This is a genomic window from Cohnella massiliensis, assembly GCF_900169535.1.
Taxonomy (GTDB): domain Bacteria; phylum Bacillota; class Bacilli; order Paenibacillales; family Paenibacillaceae; genus Cohnella; species Cohnella algarum.
In genome coordinates, this window is sequence record NZ_LT821257.1 from 383845 (window position 1) to 408843 (window position 24999).

Annotated in this window: 22 protein-coding genes, 1 pseudogene and 1 riboswitch; of the genes and pseudogenes, 4 read left to right on the forward strand and 19 right to left on the reverse strand. The window is 53.7% G+C overall.

The features are described from left to right. Positions 1-4: 4 nt before the first annotated feature. From B7E11_RS08485 to B7E11_RS08525, 10 genes are all read right to left on the reverse strand, one after another. Complete coding sequence (locus B7E11_RS08485) at positions 5-715, reverse strand: ABC transporter permease (RefSeq protein ID WP_080833316.1); 711 nt, start codon at positions 713-715, stop codon at positions 5-7. Next, positions 712-1560: an ABC transporter ATP-binding protein gene (locus B7E11_RS08490; RefSeq protein WP_080833318.1), complete on the reverse strand. Its 849-nt coding sequence runs from the start codon at positions 1558-1560 to the stop codon at positions 712-714. Before B7E11_RS08490 ends, B7E11_RS08485 begins: the two co-directional genes overlap by 4 nt. 131 nt (positions 1561-1691) lie before the next feature. Continuing rightward, positions 1692-2732, reverse strand: a complete 1041-nt coding sequence (locus B7E11_RS08495) for a LytTR family transcriptional regulator DNA-binding domain-containing protein (protein ID WP_080833803.1) — start codon at positions 2730-2732, stop codon at positions 1692-1694. Between the two features lie 113 nt (positions 2733-2845). Beyond that, positions 2846-4042, reverse strand: a complete 1197-nt coding sequence (locus tag B7E11_RS08500; RefSeq protein ID WP_080833320.1) for a copper amine oxidase N-terminal domain-containing protein — start codon at positions 4040-4042, stop codon at positions 2846-2848. Positions 4043-4146: 104 nt separating this feature from the next. Continuing rightward, positions 4147-5406 carry a TolC family protein gene (locus B7E11_RS08505; protein ID WP_139787120.1) on the reverse strand — a complete coding sequence of 420 codons (1260 nt, stop codon included), beginning with the start codon at positions 5404-5406 and terminating at the stop codon, positions 4147-4149. Between the two features lie 17 nt (positions 5407-5423). Continuing rightward, on the reverse strand, positions 5424-6953 hold the full coding sequence (locus B7E11_RS08510) for a beta-barrel domain-containing protein (protein WP_080833323.1): 1530 nt from the start codon (positions 6951-6953) through the stop codon (positions 5424-5426). Then, positions 6950-9181: a peptidase domain-containing ABC transporter gene (locus tag B7E11_RS08515; protein ID WP_080833325.1), complete on the reverse strand. Its 2232-nt coding sequence runs from the start codon at positions 9179-9181 to the stop codon at positions 6950-6952. The genes B7E11_RS08510 and B7E11_RS08515 overlap by 4 nt, the downstream gene beginning before the upstream one ends. 745 nt (positions 9182-9926) lie before the next feature. Then, positions 9927-10172, reverse strand: coding sequence for a class IIb bacteriocin, lactobin A/cerein 7B family (locus tag B7E11_RS28850; RefSeq protein WP_139787121.1), 246 nt, complete (start codon positions 10170-10172; stop codon positions 9927-9929). A 269-nt stretch (positions 10173-10441) separates the two neighbouring features. Next, positions 10442-10681, reverse strand: coding sequence for a bacteriocin (locus tag B7E11_RS28855; protein ID WP_139787122.1), 240 nt, complete (start codon positions 10679-10681; stop codon positions 10442-10444). Between the two features lie 127 nt (positions 10682-10808). After that, on the reverse strand, positions 10809-11429 hold the full coding sequence (locus B7E11_RS08525; RefSeq protein WP_240353631.1) for a response regulator transcription factor: 621 nt from the start codon (positions 11427-11429) through the stop codon (positions 10809-10811). Positions 11430-11998: 569 nt separating this feature from the next. On the opposite strand from B7E11_RS08525, the pseudogene B7E11_RS30765 reads away from it, so the two are divergent. Continuing rightward, a pseudogene (locus tag B7E11_RS30765) lies at positions 11999-12151 on the forward strand (IS1380 family transposase); the annotation flags it as partial. Between the two features lie 50 nt (positions 12152-12201). On the opposite strand, the gene B7E11_RS29465 reads toward B7E11_RS30765, so the two are convergent. Further along, positions 12202-12366 carry a hypothetical protein gene (locus B7E11_RS29465; RefSeq protein ID WP_176220653.1) on the reverse strand — a complete coding sequence of 55 codons (165 nt, stop codon included), beginning with the start codon at positions 12364-12366 and terminating at the stop codon, positions 12202-12204. A gap of 276 nt (positions 12367-12642) precedes the next feature. Next, positions 12643-14112 (reverse strand): IS1380 family transposase, encoded by a 1470-nt coding sequence (locus B7E11_RS08535; protein WP_080833334.1) that lies wholly within the window; start codon positions 14110-14112, stop codon positions 12643-12645. Between the two features lie 326 nt (positions 14113-14438). Between B7E11_RS08535 and B7E11_RS08540 the strand changes: the two genes are divergently transcribed. Continuing rightward, positions 14439-15413, forward strand: a complete 975-nt coding sequence (locus tag B7E11_RS08540) for an aldo/keto reductase (RefSeq protein ID WP_080833336.1) — start codon at positions 14439-14441, stop codon at positions 15411-15413. A 452-nt stretch (positions 15414-15865) separates the two neighbouring features. Here the strand turns inward: B7E11_RS08540 and B7E11_RS08545 are convergent, their stop codons facing one another. From B7E11_RS08545 to B7E11_RS08570, 6 genes are all read right to left on the reverse strand, one after another. Continuing rightward, positions 15866-17128: an acyl-CoA dehydrogenase family protein gene (locus B7E11_RS08545; RefSeq protein ID WP_176220654.1), complete on the reverse strand. Its 1263-nt coding sequence runs from the start codon at positions 17126-17128 to the stop codon at positions 15866-15868. A gap of 80 nt (positions 17129-17208) precedes the next feature. Continuing rightward, positions 17209-18417 carry a mannitol-1-phosphate 5-dehydrogenase gene (locus B7E11_RS08550; protein ID WP_080833340.1) on the reverse strand — a complete coding sequence of 403 codons (1209 nt, stop codon included), beginning with the start codon at positions 18415-18417 and terminating at the stop codon, positions 17209-17211. A 127-nt stretch (positions 18418-18544) separates the two neighbouring features. Next, a complete protein-coding gene (locus tag B7E11_RS08555; protein WP_080833341.1) occupies positions 18545-19213 on the reverse strand; it encodes an HAD family hydrolase in 669 nt (222 codons plus the stop codon). A 150-nt stretch (positions 19214-19363) separates the two neighbouring features. Further along, a riboswitch (cyclic di-AMP (ydaO/yuaA leader) is annotated at positions 19364-19509 on the reverse strand. 64 nt (positions 19510-19573) lie between these two features. Then, positions 19574-20065 carry a translation initiation factor IF-3 gene (gene infC / locus B7E11_RS08560; protein WP_080833343.1) on the reverse strand — a complete coding sequence of 164 codons (492 nt, stop codon included), beginning with the start codon at positions 20063-20065 and terminating at the stop codon, positions 19574-19576. Between the two features lie 43 nt (positions 20066-20108). Next, positions 20109-21353: a DUF445 domain-containing protein gene (locus tag B7E11_RS08565; protein WP_080833345.1), complete on the reverse strand. Its 1245-nt coding sequence runs from the start codon at positions 21351-21353 to the stop codon at positions 20109-20111. A 122-nt stretch (positions 21354-21475) separates the two neighbouring features. Then, a complete protein-coding gene (locus B7E11_RS08570) occupies positions 21476-22873 on the reverse strand; it encodes a hypothetical protein (protein ID WP_080833347.1) in 1398 nt (465 codons plus the stop codon). Positions 22874-23090: 217 nt separating this feature from the next. On the opposite strand from B7E11_RS08570, the gene B7E11_RS08575 reads away from it, so the two are divergent. After that, a complete protein-coding gene (locus B7E11_RS08575; RefSeq protein WP_080833349.1) occupies positions 23091-23303 on the forward strand; it encodes a hypothetical protein in 213 nt (70 codons plus the stop codon). Positions 23304-23467: 164 nt separating this feature from the next. Then, positions 23468-24289: a coiled-coil domain-containing protein gene (locus tag B7E11_RS08580; RefSeq protein WP_080833351.1), complete on the forward strand. Its 822-nt coding sequence runs from the start codon at positions 23468-23470 to the stop codon at positions 24287-24289. 13 nt (positions 24290-24302) lie between these two features. Here B7E11_RS08580 and B7E11_RS08585 read toward each other — a convergent pair whose 3' ends face one another. Continuing rightward, positions 24303-24998 (reverse strand): response regulator transcription factor, encoded by a 696-nt coding sequence (locus B7E11_RS08585; RefSeq protein WP_080833352.1) that lies wholly within the window; start codon positions 24996-24998, stop codon positions 24303-24305. Position 24999 lies beyond the last annotated feature (1 nt).

Here is a 24999-nt window from a genome sequence, read left to right on the forward strand (position 1 = left end):
GTTTTTATTCGTCGACCATGCGTTTCTTGTAGACGAATGCGGCCAAAATATGAATGGCGACCGCCCATGCGAGGATGATGCCCAGATGGCCCGCCGTATCGGCGAATCCCGCGCCCGCTTCCACCCGTTTTGCCAATTCGAGCAGCTGCAAATTCGGCAGCGCCTCCAATACGGACAGAAACGGATACTGCTCGATGAAGAGGGTGACATAGGAGCCGAAGCTGAAAATCGCGAAAAACGGCAAAACCGCGACCGACGCTTCCATCACCGATTTCGTAAACAGCCCGATCAACGTCCCGAGGCCCAAATAAAAGAGGACGGACAAAAACAAGGCGGCGATTACGACCGGCATATTTTGCGGATTGTACTCCTGCAGCGCCATGCAAACCGTCACGATCAGGACGGTCGCCAGAAAGCTCAGCAAGTTTTTGCCGCAAAAAATCTCGAGCGTGCTGGCAGGCGACAGCATGAGCCCGCGCAGCGTGTTCTTTTCTTTCTCTTCCGCGATCAGCGACGCTTGCACATACGCGGTTACCAGGACGAACGTCATGTTGAAAACCAAGTAGTAGGTATCGATGCTCCCTGCGCCCATCCGGCCATAAATGACCGACAGCACGATCGGCATCAACAGCGTCGTCGAGACGTACAAATTGCGGGACATGTCTTTGTAGTCTTTTTGTAAAATCGCGAAAACCCGCTTCATCGATAACGTCATGCCAGCTTCCTCCCGGTTACTTCTACGAAAATATCGCCAAGCGTCGGAAAATTCGTTTGGACCGACGCAATCCGATCGGCGCTCATGTATTCGAACAATTCCCGAGCCCCTTCCGGCCCCTTCGGCACGATGACGGTGGACCCGTCTGTCAGCTCGACGGTCAACGTCGCGTCTCCGCGCTGCCGGCGCAGCTTTTGCGGGGAACCCAGCAATTGTATCTCTCCGTTGTTCAAAAAAGCGACCCGATCGCACAGCGTTTCGGCTTCGTTCATATCGTGCGTCGTCAAAAAGATCGTCGTTCCCCGCTCTTTTAACCGATTCAGGCCCTCGTAAATATGCTTCGTGTTTACCGGATCGAGCGCGGATGTCGGCTCGTCGAGGAACAACAGCTCGGGCTCGTGCAGAAGGGCGCGCGCCAATACGATTCTTTGGAGCATCCCTTTGGACAGCTTGGAGACGGTTTTCTTGCTCTCGCCTTCCATGTTCACCATCGCCAGAACTTCGCCGATTCGGCTAACGGGCACATCGTACAAATCGCAATACAGCTTCAAATTGTCGTAGACGGACAATCGGGCGTATAAAGCCGTGTTATCCGTAATGATGCCGATTTTTTTGCGGTATCGGGCTTCCCGCAGCCGGTCCGCGCTCGCTCCGAACACATAGGCGGTCCCCGAGGTAGGCTTCAGCTGAGCCGTCAGGATTTTGATGGTCGTCGTTTTTCCCGACCCGCTCGGTCCCAAAAAACCGAAAATTTCTCCCTTCCGTACGCTAAAGGATACATTCGTTAAAGCCCGGGAACCGGAAAACGATTTTTCCAACGCCGTCACTTCGATAATATTTTCCATCGCGCTTTCAACCTCCGCATATGACTTCGCTATGCCCTTATCCTAGAGCAGATCGGGCCGGGGCGCATCATCATCCCGTCCAAAGGAGCGTCCCCGGGCGCGAACGGAGCATTTCCGGCCGCGAACGGAGCTTATTTAAGGCCCATCATTTCTTTTAATTCCGCCATTTTCGTCTTGGACAGAGGAACCGACGACTTCACCCGATCGTCCAACACGAGACTGTAGCTGTTGCGGGTGAACGTGACGACCTCTCTTACCTTTTGCAGATTGACGATGTAGGAGCGGTGGCAGCGAAAAAATCCGTGCGTCCGCAACCGGTCCTCCAGCTCGTTGATTTTGAACGTCGACGGATACGCTTCTCCGTCGATATAAAGATGGGTCTGGCCCTCGTTGCTTTCGATGTAATCGATCTCCGGCGGGTTGAACAGGATCATTTTGTCGTTCATCCGAGCCGGGATTTTCTCGAACCGCACGAGCTGCTGAACGGACAGTTCTTCCTCCGGAACGTCCGCCTCCGCCTCGGCCTCCCGCCTTTCTTGAATGTCAAATGCTTTCAGCCCTTTTTCGTCGAGACGGTATACCTTGTCCGTCATGCCGAGGGCGGTTTCCATGCTGCCGGTCAGCACGAGAACGCCCTTGCCGAGTTCGCGCAGCCTGGCGACGATTCTTTGGAGCACGAGCCTCGTTTCGTTGTCGACGTTTTGATCCGGCTCCTCGAACACGAATAGGCTCGGGTCCTGCAACAGGATCCGGGCAAATTGAACCCTTCTTTTCTCCGACGGGTTCAATTGCGAAATACGCGTTCTGGCCTTCGTCTCCAGCTTTGTCGAACGGATCGTGTCCTCGACGTCCAAAGCGGACCCGTACAATTTTTTGCAGAAAAAAAAGTATTCCTTTACCGTGAGCCGTTCGTAAAGCCCATCGTTTAAAAATAAAAAGCCGATTTGCGAAAAATACCGCTTTCGATTGCCGGCGCAGGTCTCCCCGTTTACCCGGATCTCTCCGCTCGAAACGGGCAGCTTGCCCGCCAGATTCGCCAGCAGCGCATGGCGCACGTTCATGCTCGTATACAACGCCGTCACATCGTGCGGCCCCACTTCCAGTTGAAACGCGGGAAATACAAGCGTATGCTCCGCAAATCTCTCCAATCCGCGGATTTCGAGCAAATTCACGACATCACCCAATCTGTCCGTTGTTCCAATTTCGTATGTTCGGTTGGACTTGTCTATTATACAACACGAAAAACGGCAGGAGCTTCCCCCTGCCGTCGCATGAACGCGTCCGATTACAGCTGCTCGTTTTCCAGCGAGATCGCAACCGGATCGAGCAGCCATGTTCCGTCTCTTTTTTCGGCGTCGTTGGCCATGACCGAACGGACTTTAACGGTCTGTCTGGCCACTTGAACCTCGGTAACCGCTTCGAACAGGATTGTCGCTCTGTTCGTATCGTAGTAGTCGGCGACCACAAACTTTTCGATCGTCATTTTGGAATCGGAGGTGTCGAACAGCTGCCGGATTTGGGCCGACGCCGCCTCTTTCATTCCGGCATCGTCCAAATGCATCGTAGCCAGGTAATCGTCCAGGTTTTCTTCCTGGAGGGCCTGAATTTGCCGATCCAGAACCGCCCTCAACGCCGTCGCTTCCTCTGCCGGGACGTCGGCGGCTTGCTCGAACAGCTCCGGAACGTTCGTTGCGACGAAGTTAACGACCTGGAGATTGTAAATTCTCCACTCTCCGTTCGCCGCGGGGCGCAGCGTATAGACGTAATTTACCTGAGCGTCGGGCGAAAAACCCGCTCCTCCGGTTTTAACGTTTTCCTCCACGGTTTCAAGGACCGTCTCCTCCGCCGAATAGGACACGATCTTTTTCTCCAAAATGGTTGTCTTCGTTCGAAGCCGATCCCACGTTGCCGCAAGTTCCTCGCTATAGTCTTCCCTTAACGGAGAATCGTCCGAAAAAAGCGCGATCGTCGCGTCGTAATCCCATGCCTCTTCGGCGGCCTGCATCTTGTCCAGCAAAGCGAACACCGCGGCCTCCTGCTCGGCCGTCGGCCCGCCGTCGACGATGACGACCGTTTTCGCGGCTGCGTCCCAAGCGACATCCTTGCCGGACAGCGTCGCGATAAACCGGACGCCAACGAGCGTGCGGCCTTTTTCAATTCGGAGCTGGTTATCGATCGGAACGGCGCTGCCGTCTACGAACGCGGCATCCGCGCCGACCGTCATTTCGATGGTCCGGCCGCTCGACGTTGCCGTGATTTTTTTGATCCCGGCGTCATAAGCCACCTCGTACCCCAGCGCCACGAACAGCGAACGGAATTCGACGAACGTCTTGCCTTCGATAGCGGCCGGTGCCACGGCAAATTGAACGGGCTCGCCGTTCAGCAGCACCTGGATCGGTTTTTGCTGCGCGGCCGCTCCGGCCGTTCCCGCGTACGCAAACAGCATCGCGGCTGATGCAATCGTTGCCAAAAATCGTTTCAACCTGACACTTCCCTTCTTCCTTTTAGATGAAATAATGGATATGCAAGTGTGTGCATTTCTATTTTAGACCAGCCCTGTCGAGAAATTTGTCATAATTTGTAGAACTAAATACCGAAATATCCCCGCTTCATCGCTTCAATTTCTATGAGTTTAAGCTTATAATCGATTGCCGCTTGTTTACGCTGCATTACAGCCTTATGATAACTTAACGCGGCTTTGTCCCGCTCCGTCTGGGAAATTAGCCCGAGATCCCATTTCTTTTCCGCCAACAGATTTTCGTTGCGCGCAGCTTTCTCCTGCTCTAATAACTGCTTTCCCTTCGCATAAGACTGCTCCGCTTCCATATGGGCGGCAACCAATATGCGGTACAATTCCTGATACAGCTGATCCCGTTTTTGAACGGCCGCATTTTTTTCCGCTTCTTTTTGCATCCGCGTGTGAAAGCTTTCCGAAGCTGCGGCCTTTTCCGCGTATTCGGCCGATTTGACATCCTCCTGGGCCAGCCGATAAGCATAAGAGTTTACCAACCATGAGCGGTAATCGGCCGGAAAGGAGAGTTCCCGGAATTCCTCTTCCGCTTCGGCTACCAGCTCTACGTCGCTAGAGTCCCAATTCATTTGAAAGGCCAGTTGCCCAAGCAACGACGCGTATTGGGCTTGCAACAAATGCAGTTCCAGCTCCTTCTGGTCTGCTGCAGCAGCCGCACGATCGACCGCCATTTGATCCGACAGCCCTTTTTCCTTAAGGAGGCTGATCCTGACCCATTCATTGTTCAAGTATGCAGTCTCTTCTTTCGAAAAAGCGAGTTGTTCCTTCACGCTCACAATCTGATAAAACAGAGTTGTCAAATAAAGCTCGATCGCCTCTGTTTCGGCTTCCTGCTGCAGATTGGTCTTCCCTTTTTGAATGTCGATTTCGTCGATCAGCGAAAGCAATTGCTTCCTTTGTTCGCTCAGCTGCTTGGCCGTTTGTTCGCCTTGGGCCTTGATGATCTCATTAAGCGTTGAATTAATCTGCACCTGAGTCAGTACGATTCGAAGCCATTCTTCCTCGCTCAGACTTCCGTCGTTCGGCATACCGGCCGCTATCGTTCCCGGATCTGTCGGCAACAGCGAAAAGTTTCCGGCCTGGTCGATTTCTTTGATATCGTCCTCGGCATCCATCTTCTGATACTGCAGCATTTGAACCGTATAACGCAGCAGTTGCAAATTGCGGCTTCCCTTGATTCCGGTCTCAACGACTTCATCAAGCGTCACTTTAACGGGAGGCGTAGCGAGGAAAGGGGTTTCCGCGTAGCTTGTCGCGCCAAATGAAATAACCAAGCAAACCAAAATGACAATGGAAAAACGAATCCTGTTTTTCACCATTTGGAGCTCCTTTATTATTCTCGCAAATCCAGCTTCTCGAGCAGAAAATACAAGATTTTCTGGGATTCCGTTACGACGTACGCTTCACAAATCATGCCGACCTTAATGGAGGCTTCCTCGCCCTTATAGCTGTATAACGGCTTGTTTTCGATCGTCGCCTCGACGGCATAGTAACTTTGACCGTCCGCCTGGTTGTAGCTTGCATCGGTGCTGATCTTCGTGATTGTCCCTTCCAGCTCGCCGTATTCCTTGTACGGAAGCGCAGGGAAGTGATATTTGATCGGATCGCCGACGCGAATATCGGCAATATCTTTATTTTGCACAGTAAGACGAATCGTAAATTGAGAATCGTTCTCCGGAATGATCGTTAAAACCTCGGTTCCGGAAGCAACCAAGTCCCCCTCGTTAACTTCCGAAACAACATTGACGATTCCGCCTATCGGCGCTTCGATAACATAGTCGTTCACCCCGAGTTCCGTCTGTTCGACCTGATCTCGAAGGTTTCGCAATTGGTCTTCTACGGCTTGAATCGAAGCTCCGATTTCCACCAGCTTATCTTGCTCGAACTTGCCGACCGCCGCTTCAAGCTGCCGCTTCCCTGCCTTTGCTACCTCGGAATCGTAATCCTTTTTGGCCAATACGGCTTCGAGATCCGCCAACTTCTTCTCCGCATTGTAAATTTCGGTCTCCAGTGCCGTAATCGTTTCGTTTCGGTAACGTTCCAATTCCAATTTGGCGCTCTCTAAAGCTTTCCATTCATTTTCGATTTGCCGAGCAGGGACCAGGTCGATTCCGAGCGTCATTGAAGTTTCGTATTGGTTTTGCTTCTCCGACACGACCTCCTCCAGTTGTTTAATCTTATAGTTGTATTGAATGTATTGACCGACATATACTCCGCCGGCGCTCTTGAACAAGTTTTTATTTTCCCGAACCGACTGAAGCAGCAGTCCCATTTCTTCAAGTTCCTGAGTCAATTCGGTCTTTTGCTGACGCGTCACCTGCAGGTTGTACTGATTTTCGCCTTGCAGTTTCCGAACGTCCGCTTCGTATTTTTGAATCTCGTTCTGCAACTGTTCGTAATCGAGAAGATATTTTTTGAACTGTTCATAAATTTCCGATCCATGGGCAGCTTCGGGAAATTGATCTTTGCCGGACTGAACGCTCGTCTTAAACCAGCTAAGCTGCCGAAGGTCCGCCTCCTTTTGCTTGATTTGCTCTGCGTATATTTCCTTTTGCTGTTCAAGCGCATCCGCCTTTAGCGACATCAGTCTTTGCCCTTTTTCAACCCGTTGCCCGGCATCGAAGCCGATCGACGCGACCTGTCCGGTCACTTTCGTTTTCACCGTGCTGATCTGCGAATTCGGCCGAACGATGCCTGCCGTTTTGACCACGACATCTCTCTCCCCAAAGTAAGTCCACATCAATGCTGCAGCCAGCAAAGCGATCAAAATATAAATAAAAACCGGAATGACGGGAGACGCTTTCGTTTCCAGAAGCTCCCTGCTGTCGGACAAGTCCTTCAAATCTCTCACAATCACGCTCATGCGTAAACCTTCCCCTGTCTCAATTCGCCGGCAGACTCCGCATTCTCGCGCCGATCTTCATGTTCGGGCAGCTGATCTTTCCACAGCTCGTAATACTTCCCTTTGCGGAGCATCAATTCGTGATGGGTGCCGGTCTCGATAAACTCCCCGTTCTCCATGACAAAAATGCGATCGCAGCGCATAATCGTGCTTAAACGATGGGCGATAATGATCGTGGTTACTTCCCGGCCGATATTTTGAATGGTGTCGGAAATCGCCTTCTCCGTCGTGGAATCGAGATTGCTTGTGGCCTCGTCCATAATAAGGATATCGGGATTTTTAAGAAGCGCTCTGGCAATCGCAAGCCTTTGCCTTTGTCCCCCGGACAAGTTGGCTCCATTCTCTTCCAGCATCGTTTGATAACGAAGAGGAAGCCGGTTAATGAATTCATGCGCCTTCGCCATTTCCGCCGCCTCGATTACCTTCTCGAACGGAATTTCTTCCCGCAAGCCCAGAACCAGATTTTCCCTGATCGTGCCGCTGAAAAAGAAGTTTTCCTGCGGAATATAGGCAATCTTGCTTCGCAAAGCATCGATATTCATGTCCTGGATATTGTAACGATTGACGACGATGTCCCCTTTTTCGTAAGGGTAGAAGTTCATAAGCAGCTTGACGAGCGTCGTTTTGCCTGATCCGCTTTCGCCGACAAACGCAACCTTTTCCCCCGGAGCGATATCCAGATTGATGTTCTTAAGCACTAGCGCCCGGGTTCCGTAGCGAAAATCGACATTCCGAAACTCGATGTCGCCCCGAAGACTTGTTGGAAAAATCTTTTTGTCCTCGTCGGCGGAACGCTCCAGCTCCAGGTCCAAAATCTCGCCCAGACGATTGGAAGCGACTACGGCCGTCTGCATCATCGGCTGAAGATTAATAATATTCTGTATCGGTTGAAGGAAGTAGGCGAGCAGAGCGTTGTATGTAATGAGCTGACCGACACTCATTTGCCCTTGCATAACCTGATAGGATCCGATCCATAAAATGACCACGCCGCCAACCAGCTCGACAAAGCCTTTGAAGGAGCTTTGCAAATTATTGATCCAGCCGAACTTGAACAGCGTACGCAGAAGTCGGACAAACTTCTTTTCCGTCTCGTAGTCGGACTGCCATTCGGCGTTATAGGCTTTGACGGTTTCAATACCGTTGATAGACTCGACAATATAGGAAGTAAGCTGCGCGTTTTCTTCCATCTGCTTTTCGTTGACCGTTTTGAACGGTTTATGGAATACCCAGACGATGGCGACGTACAGTGGAACGAGCGCTGCCGTAATCCCGAACAGAAACGGACTTTGGGAATACAGAATCGCCCCGCCGACAACAACCATCAGCGTATCGATCATCATCGTCAGCGTCGCGCCCGATATCGCTTCCCGCACCTTGGAAGCATCCATCAGACGCGAAATGATCTCGCCGACCTTGCGAGTACTGAAAAAGTTCATCGGAAGCCCGAGTACATGCTGGTAATAGCCAAGAATGAGGCTTAAGTCGAGCTTCTGGCTAAGATAAAGCAGGAGATGGGACCGGAATGCGTTCAGAATGATTTTAAACAGATAAAGGGCGATAATGCCGATCGAGACGATATGCAAGGTTTTTTCCAGTGCATAGGGGAGAATATCGTCCATTAAAAACTTGAAATAAAACGCTCCGAGTATCCCGAGCACGGTAAAAAGAACGGAGGCGAAAAAAATATGGACAAGCAGCTTTTTTTGCGGCTTGAGCAAGCCGAAGAACCGCGAAAAAAGCCCCTTTGTCTCGTCTCCTTTCTTGAACTGGGGAGTCGGAACCATCAATATAAGAACCCCCGTCCAGATCTTGAAGAAATCATCCGGGGGATATTTGACAATGCCTTTGGCCGGATCGGCAACTATCACTTGTTTCTTGGAAATCTTATGTATGACGACATAATGCAGCAGCGACTGGTCGATGACGACATGGGCAATCGCAGGCAGGGGAAAATCACTGAAGAAGGCCTCTTTGTCGCCTTTGACTCCCTTGGCTGTAAAACCGAGTTTTTCGGCGGCCTTGATGAGGCCGAGGGCGTTGGTTCCTTGGAGGTCGGTGCCGGCGATTTCCCTGATTCGCGATAAATGAATTTGTCGTCCGTACTGTTTCGTTACTACGGCAATGCATGCGACTCCGCAATCTTTTATATCATTCTGTTTGATAACGGTATACTTTTTGTGAAAAGCCATTAAAACACACTTCCTGTGTTTTTGATTATTGATACACGATTAAGGATGTTATAAGCATGAGTATGGTCAGCATAGAAGAAGCTAAAAATACTTTTTTTGTTTTATTTAAAATTTTGTTTTGCTGGTATTCCCGAATTTAAATTTAATAGATTAATTATTTTTGAGATAAAACTCCAATAATACTCGTCAATTAAATAGAACCCGTAGTCGAAAGAACTCACTCCATTTTTTCACCCCTTTCTCAAAAGCAAGTCTCTCAGACTTCACAATTCCGCTTCACATCTTAATAACTAATATTAATCCGGAACAAATAACAGAAAAGTACACTCTCCAAAGCTGAACTTTTTCAGGTTGTTGGGTTATTTTATTTAGCTCAGCAACTATAAAAAGATTTAGCATAACAACCACGCCCAACACTAAAATTGTCGTATCCGTAAATGTTGGGATATAATAGATAAAACTAAGAACCGAAAAAATTAATGTTATAATTAAACAAAATATGATTGTTTTTTTTCATAAAGTTCACCTGAATTTTGATATTTGTAGTTTACGGTTTGATAATTCGGCAGGTTACGAAACGGCACGATTTATGTTAGATTTTTTTAATTTTTTTCGAATAGAAGCGACATTTTCAAAGCGAATGCTCTTATTTAATTCAATTCTTATCATCTATATTGACCTCATAAGTTAGTTTTTATCATACTAGATAAAGAGGACCAGGCTACCTAGTCCTCTTTTTGTTTAATCAAGGAGTTGGAGCTAATGCTCCAAACGACATTCCAATTCCTGCGCTTGCCATCATGGAGTCTCTCATAACAGAATTAAAGCTGCTTGTAGAAGTATTTCCTGTTAGTCTTCCTGTTGTGTAGGCAACCATTCCGACACCAACTCCGATAAGACCACCGATTACACCGCCAGCGATTGCACCTAAAAGGCCTCCCCCGTCAACTTCTTTCAATTCCTGTTCATTAAGTTCAATAAATTGAGTCATGTTTTATCCCCTTTCTTAGGCACGAAATAAACGATAAATCCAATTTTAGTGAATTTATATAATTCATTATTTTGGAGTTCCGGCCAATAGTTTAACAAAATAGTATCAATCCCCGCCACAAACACAATTGATAAAATAATTGTAAGAAGTACGCCGACCTTTTTAACAATACGCTTTCGAATATGAAACTTGGCTTCGATAACAAAATCCAAGATCACAAGAGCAATAATTATGATAGAAATGTTAATTAATGTTTGTATCATCGAATTTTAATGTGCTGCATCCCAAATTAGGTCTCCTACGTAAGCTCCTATTCCTCCGCCTACAACGGTCCCAATTCGCCCTCCAATCACCCCTCCAACAGGACCGCCTATTGCCGCTCCAGCTGCCGCTCCCAAAGCACCCATTCCACCAGTAAATGCGTAGTAAGCAACGCTTGACCAAAATCCTCCTCCGTCAACTTCCAATAATTCTTCTTTGGAGAGATCATAAAAACCTACAGCTGTCATTAAACACGACCTCCTTATTTTATAGAGCCACTTCTAAAATAGTGAATTTAATCTATTAATGGTAGTTCTAAATTTTTTGGATCTTTTTGGCGCGAATTCTTATCTACAAACAGCCTGATCTTCTTGTTTATCTTCCTACTCCACGCGTTTCGACCTTACGAACTGCTTCTCTCGAATTTGAAACCTCCAATTTCCGGAGAATGCTGTTAATTTGATTCTTTATCGTACTAGCTGACTTAAAAAGTTTCTTTTCAATCTCGGAGCGGGTATACCCTTGGTGCAATAATTCAAATATTTCTTGTTCGGATGCAGACAAACGTGAAAGTAGTTCCTTTTTCCGCAGCTCCCCGTATTCCTCAGCCAATATGGCATGCGGATTGAAAACATCCAATGCGGCACGGATAATTTCGGGCAATTGCCGGTACCTGGTTTTTGGAACAAAATCAATCGCCCCTGCCGCAAACGCACGAAGAATTATGTCTTTATCTCGGCGGGATGACATCATAATGATTTTCACTTTAAGCGACTCCAGAATTTCAATAGTAGCCTGAATGCCGTCATCTAATTGGTCCGACAGAACGACATCCATTAAAATCAAGTCTAGAGGCTTCAGTAGTATCATTTGCAAGGCTTCGGCACGGCTGGCAGCGGTTCCTGTAACGTTCATATCGGGCTGGGAATTTAAGTAGCGAGACAACGCCAGCAGGAACAGCGGATCATCCTCGACGATCCCAATACGAATAGGCATATCGCTCAAATGCAATGACTTCCTTTCCTTCGTATTTCCTGTCGATTCATTCATCTATGGGCGCAGTTACGACGATAATTTTGCTGCACTACTTCAGCCATTATTAAACGAGAACAACGAGTGCCGCAGACCGAACAGTTTCACAACCCGCAGCAGCTAAGTTTCGACTTCCAATTGCCAAAAATAGAAATCATGGAAGCATTCAGAAAATATAGTAAATTAGTCATGCGCACATTTTACACCTTTGAATCGCTGTTTTTTGTAATAATTTGTCGAATACCTTAAAATTTAACCAAATATTTTCAGTATGTTGGGAACGGATCCTGGAATTATGACCTTTGGCATGGGAACTGATCGCGGTCGCATCGGAGCCGCCTTTGATTTCCTCAAAATCTGCGGCACAGGAAGGAGCTGCAAGTCAAAACCCGACCGGCGACCGGGTATTCCTCCTCCTCCGACCGGCCATAAGCCCGGATCGGCGGATAGGACTGAGCGCAAGTGCGCTAACGGCTGCCAGACGTCTTCGTCGAATTTCGGGATCAGGAAATTTGCAAAGCGATTTCCTGAAGAAAAAAAACCGCCGGGCGGCGGTTTTTCGGAAGGCGCAAGGGGTTGACGACGGCCAGGGTCGTATCGAGTTCGACACGGACGGGCAATACGAAGCGATCGGGACCAATTGGGGATGGCCGCCGATCGATTTGTGGCGCTTCTACAACCAGCGTTTCATTCATCTCGCTAACATTGTCATATCGGAGCTCCGCAAAACGCCTATTCAATATGCATTCCAACCGTCACGAAAGCCGTTAATAAAGTCGCTTACCCTTCCAAACACGGTGGCCAAAGCGCAAAGAGCAAACGCAACCAGAATCATCCAGCCTATAGCCGGGCGTTTTTGTACGAGTCGATTTAACGAGTCGAAAATCGTTTTTACATTCATCGTTCCAGCCTCCCGTCTCTGATTCGCTGCAAGAAATAAAATCCCGAGGAAATAAAATCCAGAAAACATTTTATCATGAAATCGGAATGTGGATAACTCAAGCCTGTGGATAACCCGTCATTGTCCGCGGAATCCCCGTTTCGATGCGGGTTTTGGGACTGGATTTCGAATCTTCTTGCTTTCAGACGGGAGTGCTAATCGCTTTTGGGCAAACCCAAAGAAGACCCTGATTTTACAGGTTCCAATTTCGTCATGTTGAGGCGATGAATCGATCCGTCATGCCACTGGCTGAACGAGTATGAACCGTTCAGCCAACGCTCTAAGCTTGTGTTGCATGGTGTCGACGATGCCAGCGAGCGTCGGATTCGGCGCAAGCCGGATATGCTGGTATCGGCCGGAACCGACCACATTGGCGGGCACCCGGATCACCGTCCGGCGAATCGTTTGGACTTCGCACCGGTTGAGCGATTCCGGCATCAGCGTCTGTTTGAACCAGACCATCACGTTGTAGGCGATGGCTTTGATCCAGCTGAACAGCAAGTTCCGGAGCAGGGAATGCTGGCTGTTCTGCTCCACCGCATAACCTTCTTTCAATTCATCGATGCGATTCTCGATGTTGGCCCGCTTGTTGTACGAGCGAAGCAGCGGCAAAGGCTTGAGTTCGGCATTCGTGACGATGGCTTGGAAGGAATAGGTCGTAAGCGCCATCGTCAATTGGTCATCGGTCGTACGCTCGGTTTCGTGGGCTTCCCGGTAGATGACGCAGCGCCGTGCTTTCTCCCAGTTGGTGAGGAGAATCGGGATGTCGGCAGCAGCCCAACGATCGTCTTCGGTCGCAAACGTGATGTCCTCTTGTTTTTCCGCCAGCGTTTCCCAGAACGCAGGATGCTGCTGAAGGTAAGAAATGGCCTTCTTCACAGTGGCCTTCTTCGGCAGTTTGAAGATGTACTGCCACCCACGTTCTTCAGCGTACGCCATGACAGTGTCATCGGCAAAGCCGCAGTCGGCCCGGATGCCTTCGATGATCCATTCCGGCGGCAGCATCGCCTCGATTTCTTTAACGAACGAGAGCAGATCCTTCATGCCGTTCGTGTTGCCGGGATTCACTTGCAAGTGGATGAGCTCGCCGCTTCCGGCGATGAAGGCAACCCGGATTTTGTACGAGGGGCGTCCGTGGTAACGCGGATTGTAGCCGTTTGTTGCGCCTTCTTGTTCACCGAATAGCGTGATGACTGTATCGTCGATGTCGATCCACACCAGACGCTTTTCACCCATCCGAGCATGGCGAGCCAGCAACTCCCGGCTGAAGGCTACAAGCCGAACCCAGTGGCTCCAGGTGAGCTTGCTCAAGAAGCCGCGGAAGGTGCTTTCGTCAGGAAAGCGGTCGATACCGGTAACGATCTGGTAACCTGGGTCCGACTGCAGGGCATTCATATGCGAAAAACGCGTGTGGCCGAGCAGCGCGCAGTCCAGCAAATGATCGACAAGCTTAGAGGCCGGGTAGACACAGTTGGCTTTCTGCTCCAGATGGAAGTGATCTTCAATCAGGGCATCCAGACCGATGAGTTCCTTGAATCGAGCGAGGAACTGGAAGTTACCGGCTTCCGTGACGGTGTTGTTGTCGAACGTGACCGGTCTCAACTTCTTCACGATCTGTTTGATTCGGCGACGCTCCGCAAGAATTTCCATTCGGCGTTCGCGGCGTGTTTTTTGTTCTGGCGCATGGTTCGTTGCTTGTGGTACCATGTTGCTAAGGACACTCCCTCTCGTCGGTTATTCTGTGGTGGTTTAACCTTTGACAAGAGGCATGCAGTGTCCTGTTTATTTTGCGAAAAAATTAGCAACTTCTTATGACGGAAAAAACCTGTCACGGCCTGGATCTTTCACTTTTTGACGAGGTTACTTTCCGATTTCATGTTTATACCATTTTTCGATTAGGCAATGTCGGTTAATGTCGAATTTCTCTTAATTTTTTCTACCCTAGTTTTAAAATGAACCGCTTTCTCCTTCTTCCCGTTATTTCTATAATAAAAGTTGTCACGCCATTTCCGAAAAAAAGGAGCGTTGCCACGATGACGATGATCCCGTTGCGAAAGCGCGGCATCGAAGCCAGCCGGATCGCCCTCGGCTGCATGCCGCTCGGCGGCGGCTGGAACCGCGATCCGATCGAGCCCGCGCACGTCAAGGAAGCGCACGAAGCGATCGAGGCCGCCTTGTCGATCGGCGTCAACTTTTTCGATCATGCGGATATTTATACGAGAGGCAAGGCCGAGGCCGTGTTCGGTCAAGTGCTGAAGGAGCGCCCCGGTCTGCGCGAGAGGATGCTGATCCAGTCCAAGTGCGGCATCCGGCTGGAGGACGGACCGGACGAGCCGCAGCGCTACGATTTTTCCAAGGAGCATATTTTGAACAGCGTGGACGGGAGCCTGAAGCGGCTGGGCGTCGAATACCTCGACATCCTGCTGCTGCACCGGCCGGACCCGCTGATGGACCCGGAAGAAGTAGCCGAAGCGCTGACCATCCTGAAGCGGGACGGCAAGGTGCGCGCGTTCGGCGTATCCAATATGAGCGCGGGGCAAATTCGGCTGCTGCAAGCTTCTCTGGACGAGCCGCTGATCGTCAATCAGCTGCAGCTCAGCCTGAAGCATTGCGGCTGGCTCGATCAGGGCGTTCATCTGAACCGCCTCGTGGCGAAGGACGACACGTTCCCGGAAGGCACGCTGGAATATTGCCGCCTGGAGGGCATTCAGTTGCAGGCATGGGGCCCGCTCGACCAGGGGTTGTTTACGGGGCGGAACATCGACGGCGAGAGCGAATCGGTCCAGCAGACCGCGGCGCTGGTCGCCCGGCTCGCCGAGCGGAAGGGCACGACGCGGGAAGCGATCGTCCTCGCCTGGCTGCTGAAGCATCCGGCCGGCATTCAGGCGATTATCGGCACGAAAAATCCGGAGCGGATTCGCGCCTGTCAAGACGCCGAGAAGGTCGAACTGTCGCGCGAGGAATGGTACAAATTGTACGTGAGCGCCCGCGGGCAGCGGATTCCTTAAGCCGCCCCGCGATGAAGGGTCCAAGTTGAGTCGCCACGACTCAACTTGATCGTTAGCGGGTGTGCGAAGGCATTCAGATGGGTAAATTTTACTCAACTGCGTACGGTCGCATGCGTTTGGCGGGTTGGGATGAGTCATCACGACTCAACCGAATCGCTGGCGGGCGTGCGGTGGCGGGCAGATGAGTCATTTTTACTCAAGTTCGTGGGGCCATTTGCGCATGGAGGGTTGAGATGAGTCGCCACGACTCAACTGGATCGGCAGCGGGCGTGCGGTGGCGGGCAGATGAGTCATTTTTACTCAAATGCGTTCGGCTGCATGCGGTTGGCGGTTCAAACGAGCAGCAGCTTTCGCACGGTGAAGAGTTTAAACTAAAAAAGAATCGCTCGGCAGGCCCCGCGCCCGTCCTGGCGATTCTTTTTAATGATCCCGCCTTGGCGGAGAAGGTTTCGTCAGATATTCTCCTCATCGCCGTCCGGCTGCAGCACCGAGTGCTGAGCCGCCGTGTGCAAATCCCGCCACGTCCGGTTGAGCGGGTGATCCTGCCGCAGCGCCGTCATGCCGAGCTGCGGGAACAGCGCCTCCGCCGCGCGGACGGCGGTTCGGGCCGCTTCCCGGCTGCGGCGGCCGACAAGCCGTTCCGCCTCGGGGGAAAGCGCGCCGGCCCGCAAAAAGCCGGCCCATGTCTCGGTCGCCGCCGCATGGAAGCGATCGGCAGCCGCGTCGACCTCCCGCCGCCATTCGGCCAGCGACGACAGCAGCAGCTCCAACTTCCGCGGCTTGACGGCCTCCCAATCGGCTTTGCGCTCGTCCGCAAATCCCGCGCATTCGTCCAGAAAATGCCGGCCGATGCCCAGGACGACGGCGGCGAACGACGTTTGGGCAAACGGCAGAAACGGATACCGGTAAATCGGGTCCGCAAGCCGCGGCGGCTCCATAATGTCGAACGTCATGTCGTCCGGGACGAACGCGTCGTTCACAACGATCGTATGGCTGCCCGTCGCCCTAAGTCCGAAGGCGTTCCAATCGCGAATCACTTCAACCTGCCAGGGCAGAAAAGCGAACGAGCGAACAAGCGGCGGTCTCCCCGCATCGGCCCCACCGGCCCCGTCTGCTTCGCCAACCCTATCCGCCCAGGCTCCACCGGCCCTGCCAGCTCCGTCATCCCTTTCTGCCCAGGCTCCACCGGCCCTGCCAGCTCCGTCATCCCTTTCCGCCCCGGCCCCACCGGCCCCGTCAGCTCCACCTACTCTATCCGCCCCGGCCTCGCCGGCTTCCGCCGCGACAACGACGCAATTCGCCGTAAAGAAGCTCGCGTACAACGCCCCGCTGCAATAGCTCCAGCGCCCCGACACCCGATAGCCTCCTTCCGCGCGCACGGCGCGGCCGGTCGGCAAGCCGCTTCCGGCGATGACCGCCTCGCGCGCCGAAAACAGCTCCCGCGCTCTCTCCTGATCCATCGTCGCCGCGAAAAAACCGCCCCCGGCCCCGATCGTCACCGCCCAGCCGAACGCGCCGTCGATCCACGCCGCCCGTTCGAACGCGCGGAGCGCCTCGGGCAGCGGCGTCATGGCGCCGTTCATCGATTCCGGCACGAACAGCTTGAACAGCTTTTCCTCATAGATCGCTTCGATCAAATCGGAATCAAGCTCGCCTGCCCTCTCCATCGGCCCGGAGCGTTCCCGCACCGAGCGTATCCAACTGTCGTCCTCCAAAAACACCGGCCTCACCCTTGTCGTTATAATCTGCAAAAAAACAAGCCTTAGCCCAGTATAATACCGGGCCAAGGCCGATGTCATTTCGACATATTCCCGAGCGTCGACATATTCCCGAGCGGCGGCCGCATCGCCGCCTGCCGCATTTTCCCGTATTCGGCGGCGACGAGGGCGTGCAGCCGGTTTTTTTCCGGAATTCCCGTCACTCCGGTCAGCGCGTGGGAGACGCCGTATTTGCGGATAAGCTCCTGCAGCCTTACCGCTTCCGGATCGCCCTCGTAATCGAACATCAAGGCGGAGGCGATGGCGGAGACGAGGTGCGGCGCCTCGACCCCGAGCGCCAGCGCCTGGAGCGCGGGGCGAACGAGGCGGTCGTTCGGCGCCAGCTTGCGCAGCGGCGACCTTCCGACGCGAATCACTTTGTCGGCCAGCGCCGGATTGGCGAACCGTTCAAGCGTTTTGCGGATGTATTTTCGATGCTCCAACTCGTTAAAGCCATGCTTTCGAATGAGCATTTCTCCCGTTTCATGAAGCACTTTCTCGACTTTGGAGCGAAGGCGGGCATCCTTCAACGCTTCCTGAATCGTCCGATAGCCGGACAAGTAGCCGAAATAAGCGGCAACGCAGTGACCCGTATTTACGGTGAACAGCTTGCGCTCCGTATACGGCTCCAGCTTATCGACGACCTGAATGCCCCGAATATCCCCGATATCGCCCATATTGCCGGAACGATGAACGACCCATTCGAAAAAAGGCTCGACCTGCACCGCGAGCGGATCTTCGTTTTTTTGCTGCGGAACGATCCGGTCGACGATGGAGTTGGGAAAAGAAACGTAACGGTCCGCCCGTTCGCGGGACTGCTCATCCAGATGGCGGTACACCAGCTTCTTGAGCTGGGCGCTGCCCCCGACGGCGTTTTCGCAGGCGATGACGTTTAATGGCCGTTTGTTTTCCCGCAGGCGGAAAGCGATGCCTTTGGCGAGCGACTCCGCGATATGAGGCAGCGAAGAAGCGCCGACGGCCGTCGTGACCAAGTCCGCTTCGGCGATCGTTTGCCGCAAGGCTTTGTCGTTTTTGACATGGACGGCCGATACGTTGCGCACGACGTTCGTATCCCTGTTTTCGTTGGCCAAGGTGACCGTGTACTGTTTTCTTTGCTGCAGCAGCTCGATCTGTTTCTCGTTGCGGGCGACAAAACAGATCTCATACCCCGACTGCGACAACAGCAACCCGACGAGTCCCCTGCCGATATTGCCCGCTCCGAAATGGACGGCTCTCCTGGATTTCAATATCGTTCTCTCCTCTCCCTTATCAAAAACCCCAGCCTTTACGGTGAAAATAAAATCTGAATTTTCAATTTATTGACGGTGCGGAGCTTTCGCCCCCGCCTCTAGGACAAGTTCGCCGCCGCCGGGTTTAGCGGACGGGCGAACCGGTCAAAAGCGACTCGAAGACGACTTCTTCCAGCGATTTGGCCCAGATGGCTCCCGGAAGCTCCGGAAACTCCAGGCTTTGCGTGATTTCGTTCGGGACGACGACGCAGCGCAGTCCTGCGGCAACAGCGGCACGCGCGCCGTTGGGCGAATCCTCGATCGCGACGGCTTCGTCGTTTGCAATGCCCATCGCTTCAAGCACCTGAAGGTACAATTCGGGATTCGGCTTGACCTCCCGGACATCGTCCTTCGTTCGAATGACTTCGAAATATTCCTTCAGATTAAGCTGCTCCAGGTGCCGGTCGATCCAGGCCCGATCCGAGCTGGAGGCCAGGCCGATTCGCAGGCCGGCCGCCTTGGCGGAATCCAGAAAATGCAGAATGCCGGGCCGGACGGCTTCCTGAAGCATAAGCGCCGCATGGCGTTCCTGAACGGAAACGCGAAACTGGTCCCGATCGATCGGAAGCTTCAATTCCGTCATCAAATATTCGTAAGGATTAAAGGCGTGCAAGCTCGTTCCGATGCATCCGGAGTACATCTCCAGGCTGAGATCGACTTCATACCGCTGGTAAGCTTCGCGAAAAGCGACGTACCAAGCGGTTTCCGTGTCGATGATCGTTCCGTCGAAATCGAAAATAAGAGCTTTGATCATGTTTCGCGGTTCCCTCCTTCATTTTCGCTTATCGTCCGAGAGCGGCGGAAAACGGCGGGAAACGGATATAGGAGAAAAAACAGGGGCCATCATAAAACAAAAAGAGCCCTACCGTGCGGGGGCCCTCACTCTACTTGGTTATAAGCAAAGAAATGACCCATCTCCTGCTGACGAGGTTAGCTGACGGACTCGGGTAGATGGTACCCTACGTTCATCGAAAAGACGAACGACTCGCCCCAAAAACTGGTTCCCCCGCTTCCCGACCTATATAGCCGGAAACTAAGCGTAGTACCACTATACCGTCTTATTTATCATTTGTAAAGGATTGTAAACGCTTAAGTCAGATTTTCTTACATAAATTTATCGCGGCAGTACAAGCACGGCCGCCTGCTTTCCGCTCGTTTGCACGGCCGTTTTTTTCGTTCCGGCGCCTTGCAAATCCTTGAGCATCGCTTCGAGCAGCTCCTTCGCCCGCTGCCCTTCCTTCGCGTTCGTCAGACGAACGACAAGCTGCACGGAGCGGCCCGACTGCAGCAGCTTCTCCGCCTGGCGGAGCTTCGTCTCGTAGTCGTGGTCTTCAATGTGCGGAGTGAGGCGAATTTCCTTCGTTTTAAGCGATTGCGCCTCCGCCCGGTCCTGCTTTTTCTCCTGCTGCCGCTCCTGCTTCGCCTGCCCCCGGGCAACCAGCTTGCAAGGGGGCGGGCTGCTGAGCAGCGAGGCGCATACCAGGTCCGCCTTCAGCCGCTTCGCCAGCTCCAACGCCTCCGCGCGCGGGACGATGCCCAGCGCCTCTCCGTTCAGGCCCGTCAGCTCGACTTCGGAAGCTTTGATTTTCTCGTTCATGATCAGCATTCGCTCGTTCCCTCCGGCCTCGATAATGACCCGATTATAGCACCTATAACATCAAATTGATGCCCTCGAGCGCCAGCCCGATCAAAAAGCCGCATACCGCCCCGTTGACCCGAATCCACTGCAAATCTTTGCCGAGCTTGTCCTCCATCATCGCGATGAGCGTATCGTTGTCCAGCTTGTCCAGATTTTCCTGCACGAGCTTGCCGATTTTGGAGTGGTTTCGCTCGACGATTTGGGAAATTTGCGTCTGGGTCCAGTTTTGAAACGCATTCAACAGCTCCTCGTTGCCTCTTACCCGCTCGATCAGCTTCGCGAGCAGCGGCAGCGCGAAATCCCGCTCGAACCGCTCGCTATGGATCCATTCCAGCGCCCGGTCGCGAAGCTCCTCGATCCAGCGCCGAAGATAGGCTTCGGCGTCCCATTGCTCCAGAAGGCGCGACTTGGCGCCGTCAAGCTCCCGGATCAACGCTTCGTTGCGGTCCAGATCGATCAGCGCGCGCCGCAGCTCGTTAAGCAGCAGCACCCGCAGCGGGTGCCCCTCGTCGGCGGTCATCTCCCGCAGCTTGCCCAGAATCGCGCCCTGCAGCATGTAGCCCAGCTTGTCCTCGCTCATAAATCCGACGAACGCGTTGACGGCGAACCCCATCAAGCCGTTCACCTGAAGGTTTCCGAGTGCCGAAGCCGCCATGCTTCCGAGCTGGTAGCGGGCGGTATCCGAGGAAACGAGGTCTTCCGCCTTGTCCAGCAAAAAGTCCAGCGCCCGCTCCTCGTACCCCCGCTCCAAAATCTCGTTACGCAAGGCCCGCAGAACGGCGGCCGCGTCCGCCTTCTCCGCGATTCGCCGCAGCTCCCCCGCCGCAAACGCGGCCAGGCGCTCCGCAGGCAGATGCTTCAGCCCGTAGTCGCCGAGCAGGACCGCCGCGCGGACGATGTCCGGAAGCCGGCCTTCGGCGATTTCGAGCAGCTTCTCCCCGATGCGGAGCTCTCCCGCCTTTTGCTTGATGCTCTCTTTCGTCAAAAATTCGTTCTCGATGACATGAATCAGGGAACGGACCACCTTGTCCCGGTTGCGGGGGAGCAAAGCGGTGTGCGGAATCGGCAGGCCGAGCGGCTTGCGGAACAGGGCCGTTACCGCAAACCAGTCGGCCAAGCCGCCGACGAGACCGGCCTCGAAACCGCCGTGCAGCAGCGCCCCCGCCCAATGTCCGTCCGCCGGGAACGTCGCGAGAAACCCCGCCCCCATGATGCCAAGCGATATCGCCGCCGTATGTTTCGCTTCTCGTGCCATCGGTTGCTCCTTTTATTCCGGGATGTATAACTTCTATTTTACCCGGAATAACCTTCCATGATCAAAGGGCAAGGAAGAAGCCGCGACAGGGTCGTCCGCATGCCTTCAAGCCGCCGGCCGCCTCAAACGAGAAACATCGCGACGACGGTTGTGACGGCCAGGCCGATCAGCATCGGCTTCAGGTTGCGTCTGGCCAGCTCGAACGGGCTGACGCCGCAAATGGCCGCGGCGGGAATGAGCGCCCACGGCACGATCGTGCCGCCGCCGACCCAAATGGCGGCCACCTGGCCGAGCGCCGTCAGCGTCGCCGCGCCGGAGCCGATCGCCGTGGCGAACATGTTCGCCACGGAGCCCGCGAGCGAGATGCCGGAAAACCCGGAGCCGTCGAGCCCGGTGATGGCGCCGGTGACCGTCAGTGTAATCGAGCCGACGATGCCGTTGACCGGGACGGTTTCGGCCAGGGCAACGCCGAGGTCGTTGACGATGCCGTGGGAACCGGCCGGCAAGTGCGAGCCGAGCAGCTCCGCGAACGCCGCATCGCCCAAATAGAAGAAGGCGGCGATCGGAATGACCGGACCGAACACTTTAAAGCCGAATTGAAAGCCTTGCACGAGGTAGGACGTCGTCTCCTCCAGCCCTTTGCCGCGGTGGGCGAGCAGCGCGAGAACGATGAGGATGATGACGGCGGTGCCCCCGATCAACGCGGTGGCGTCGCCCCCCTGCAGGTCGAAAGCGAACATCGCGGCGACATCGGCCGCGAACAGCAGCGGAATGATCGCGGCCGCCCATCGCCGGACGCGCGGCGGCAGGGCGATCCGCTCGTCCGACGCCTGGATCGAACGGTCCGCCGAAGCGACCAGGCCGTCCTGCCACTTCCCGTTTTTCTGATCCCGCAGCATCATCCAGAATGCGGCGATCGTCGTGACGGCCCCCATGACGATGACGAGCGGCACGCTCGCCTCCATCACCTCGGATACCGGCAGACCCGCGGCATCCGCGGTCAGCTTCGGCGCTCCCTGGATGACGTAATCGCCGGAAAGCGCGATGCCGTGGCCGAACAGGTTCATCGCGATCGCGGCGCCGAGCGCGGGCAGCCCGACCCGCCGAGCGACCGGCAGCAGCACCGCCCCGATCAGCGCCACGCCGGGAGACGGCCAAAAAAAGAAAGAGGAAACGAGCATAATGATGCCGATTCCCCAAAACGCGATCGCGGGCGTTCGAATGAACCGCGTCAGCGGCGCGACCATCAGCTCGTTGATGCCGGTCTTGATCATGACGCGGCTCATCGACACGATGATGGAAATGATGAAGATCGTCCCGGCCAGCTCTTTTGTCGCATAAATAAAGCCGTTGAAGATGCCCGATACGGATCGAGTCAAGCTCTCGGTCGCGATCAGACCGAGCGCGAAGACGCCGATTACGCAAAGCATGACCGTGTCGCGCCGCCTGGCCATCAGCACCAGAATGAAGACGATGAACGCCAGATACACCCAATGCAGGGCCGTCAGTTCAATGTCCATCCTCGCATCACGATCCTTCTTCGGAAAGTGATACAGTGTATGTAGGCGAACAAAAATAAATGTATTTCGATAGTCGCGATGCTCGTATCGCGAAGGATCAAGCGGATCTCCGCGTACAGCTTGATTATGGAGCTGGTTTGGCGACTTGCGGGCCTTGTGCATCCGCCCGGAAACTGGTATTCTCCTGTTACCGATTCCTAAGGAGGCAAGCCCGGCCATGATCAATCGCAAGCTGCTGACCGATCCCGACTTTTCCGAGGCGCAAGAGCGGCGGGCCGCCGTCCGCGTGTTCAAAGACGACCATATCGTCGATTCCGGCGGCGTCATCGTTCGCTTTGACGAACGGACGGTCGTCGTCCAGTCCGGCGTCGGAGATCTGGCCTATCATTCCCGGGCCGGCTGCGAGTTTTTCGAATTGAGAAAAAGATAGGCACGCGCCCGGACAAGCGCTTGACATCCCGTTTTCGATCGTCTAAACTGAGAACAATAGTTCGCATCACCTTACGAGGAAGCACCTGTAGGGAAGCCGTTCGGCTTTTCCGGCAGGTGCTTTTTGCTTTGCCAAATTCAACGAATCGATTGGAGGAGTCAAGCATGAACTGGAGAAAATGGATTGCTGCAGCACTTTTCGTTTTCGGTTTGGTCAGCGCGTTCGCCCCCTTGTCGCACGCCGCGACGGTGCAATTTACGGCCGCGGCCCAAGCCAAGTGGGACAAGCTTCTCGCGGTAACGGAGAAGACGGAAGCCGCCAAGCTGCAGGCCGCGTATAACGGATTTCTTTCCTTGCAGAAGCAGACGGACAGCTGGGATGCCAGAATCAACGCGCTGCATTATAGCAACGATGAAGCGGTTAAAGTGGTCAAAAGCCAGATCAAGCAAATCAACGCCTCGCAGCTCGGCAAGCTGGAAGCGCAATTGAAGCAGGCGGAAACGAAGCACGACCCGCTGCTAAGCCGATATTCTTCGCTTAACAAGCAAATCAGCGCGGCCAATGCGATGAAGAGCAAGGAGCTGAAGAAGCTGCTCCAGACGCAGGCCAATTTGCTGAAGCCGCTCGTCCAATTGGCCAGGGAGGATATTAAAGCGAAGCGGGACGCTTTGAAGTCGCTCAAGGATTCGACCGGCAAAAAAGCGAAGCAGATTCGGGCCGTGCTGGCCGAAATCGACCCCGTCAAGGTGAGAATTCAAGCGGAGAAAAAGGCGATCGGCGCCCCCAAGAGCTCCGTTTCGACCGTGATGAAATCGCTGAATGCGGCCGTCAAGACCGGCAGCGCCAAGGACGCCCGCAGCGCGCTTGCCGGTTTGAACTCCCTTCAGCAGCAGATCGTCAATCGCAAGGAGAAAATTTACGGCTATGAGGAACAGATCGCCAATGTTATCGCGAGGGCCAAGCTGCGGCTTGCGGCTTCCGCCTGACGGAACTGCCGCGTTAAGACGACATGGTCCGGTCAACCGCATTCCAGCAAAATTTGTACCCGAATCCCCGCACCGTAACGATATAAGAGGGATTGGCCGGATCCGCTTCGATCTTTTTCCGGAGGTTGCTGATATGAACCATGACCGTTCTCAAGTCGCCTTCCTTGTCCCAGCCCCAAATATGCTCGTACAATTGCTCGACGCTGTAAACCTGATTATGATGGGAAGCCATGAACAGCAGCAGCTGCAGCTCCTTCGCGAACAAGGAAACCGGCTGATTATCGATTGTAACGACGCACCCGACCGGATCGATGCGGAGCCTTCCGTCCTCCCAGGTGTCTTTCGTCCGCGTGCGGCGCAAAAGCGCCTTGACGCGGGCCACGACGACGCTCGGTTCAAACGGCTTCGTAATATAATCGTCCGCTCCAAGCTCGAGCCCTTCGACGATGTCGTCCGCTTCCTTTTTGCAGCTCATCAGAATGATCGGCATATCGGAACGTTTTCTGACCCATCGGGTCAATTCCGTCCCCGTCGAGTCCGGCAGCAAAATATCGGCAAGCAGCAGGTCCGGCGTCGCGTTCCTGCATATGATCATGGCTTCGGCGATGCTTGCGGCGGCGGTGACTTCGAAGCCTTGCTTGCTTAAATAAAGGGAGACAATTTCGCGGATGTCTTCATCGTCTTCGACGACGAGTATATGACCGTTCATG

Excerpts from the sequence above, each read along its gene's own strand:
- B7E11_RS08570 (WP_080833347.1), bottom strand. The coding sequence starts at position 22,873 with ATGGACATTGAACTGACGGCCCTGCATTGGGTGTATCTGGCGTTCATC.
- B7E11_RS08535 (WP_080833334.1), bottom strand. The coding sequence starts at position 14,112 with ATGGTACCACAAGCAACGAACCATGCGCCAGAACAAAAAACACGCCGC.
- B7E11_RS28850 (WP_139787121.1), bottom strand. The coding sequence starts at position 10,172 with ATGACTCAATTTATTGAACTTAATGAACAGGAATTGAAAGAAGTTGAC.
- B7E11_RS08555 (WP_080833341.1), bottom strand. The coding sequence starts at position 19,213 with ATGATCAAAGCTCTTATTTTCGATTTCGACGGAACGATCATCGACACG.
- infC (WP_080833343.1), bottom strand. The coding sequence starts at position 20,065 with ATGCTGATCATGAACGAGAAAATCAAAGCTTCCGAAGTCGAGCTGACG.
- B7E11_RS08580 (WP_080833351.1), top strand. The coding sequence starts at position 23,468 with ATGAACTGGAGAAAATGGATTGCTGCAGCACTTTTCGTTTTCGGTTTG.
- B7E11_RS28855 (WP_139787122.1), bottom strand. The coding sequence starts at position 10,681 with ATGACAGCTGTAGGTTTTTATGATCTCTCCAAAGAAGAATTATTGGAA.
- B7E11_RS29465 (WP_176220653.1), bottom strand. The coding sequence starts at position 12,366 with ATGAATGTAAAAACGATTTTCGACTCGTTAAATCGACTCGTACAAAAA.
- B7E11_RS08510 (WP_080833323.1), bottom strand. The coding sequence starts at position 6,953 with ATGAGCGTGATTGTGAGAGATTTGAAGGACTTGTCCGACAGCAGGGAG.
- B7E11_RS08525 (WP_240353631.1), bottom strand. The coding sequence starts at position 11,429 with ATGCCTATTCGTATTGGGATCGTCGAGGATGATCCGCTGTTCCTGCTG.
- B7E11_RS08575 (WP_080833349.1), top strand. The coding sequence starts at position 23,091 with ATGATCAATCGCAAGCTGCTGACCGATCCCGACTTTTCCGAGGCGCAA.
- B7E11_RS08565 (WP_080833345.1), bottom strand. The coding sequence starts at position 21,353 with ATGGCACGAGAAGCGAAACATACGGCGGCGATATCGCTTGGCATCATG.
- B7E11_RS08540 (WP_080833336.1), top strand. The coding sequence starts at position 14,439 with ATGACGATGATCCCGTTGCGAAAGCGCGGCATCGAAGCCAGCCGGATC.
- B7E11_RS08490 (WP_080833318.1), bottom strand. The coding sequence starts at position 1,560 with ATGGAAAATATTATCGAAGTGACGGCGTTGGAAAAATCGTTTTCCGGT.
- B7E11_RS08515 (WP_080833325.1), bottom strand. The coding sequence starts at position 9,181 with ATGGCTTTTCACAAAAAGTATACCGTTATCAAACAGAATGATATAAAA.
- B7E11_RS08585 (WP_080833352.1), bottom strand. The coding sequence starts at position 24,998 with ATGAACGGTCATATACTCGTCGTCGAAGACGATGAAGACATCCGCGAA.
- B7E11_RS08485 (WP_080833316.1), bottom strand. The coding sequence starts at position 715 with ATGACGTTATCGATGAAGCGGGTTTTCGCGATTTTACAAAAAGACTAC.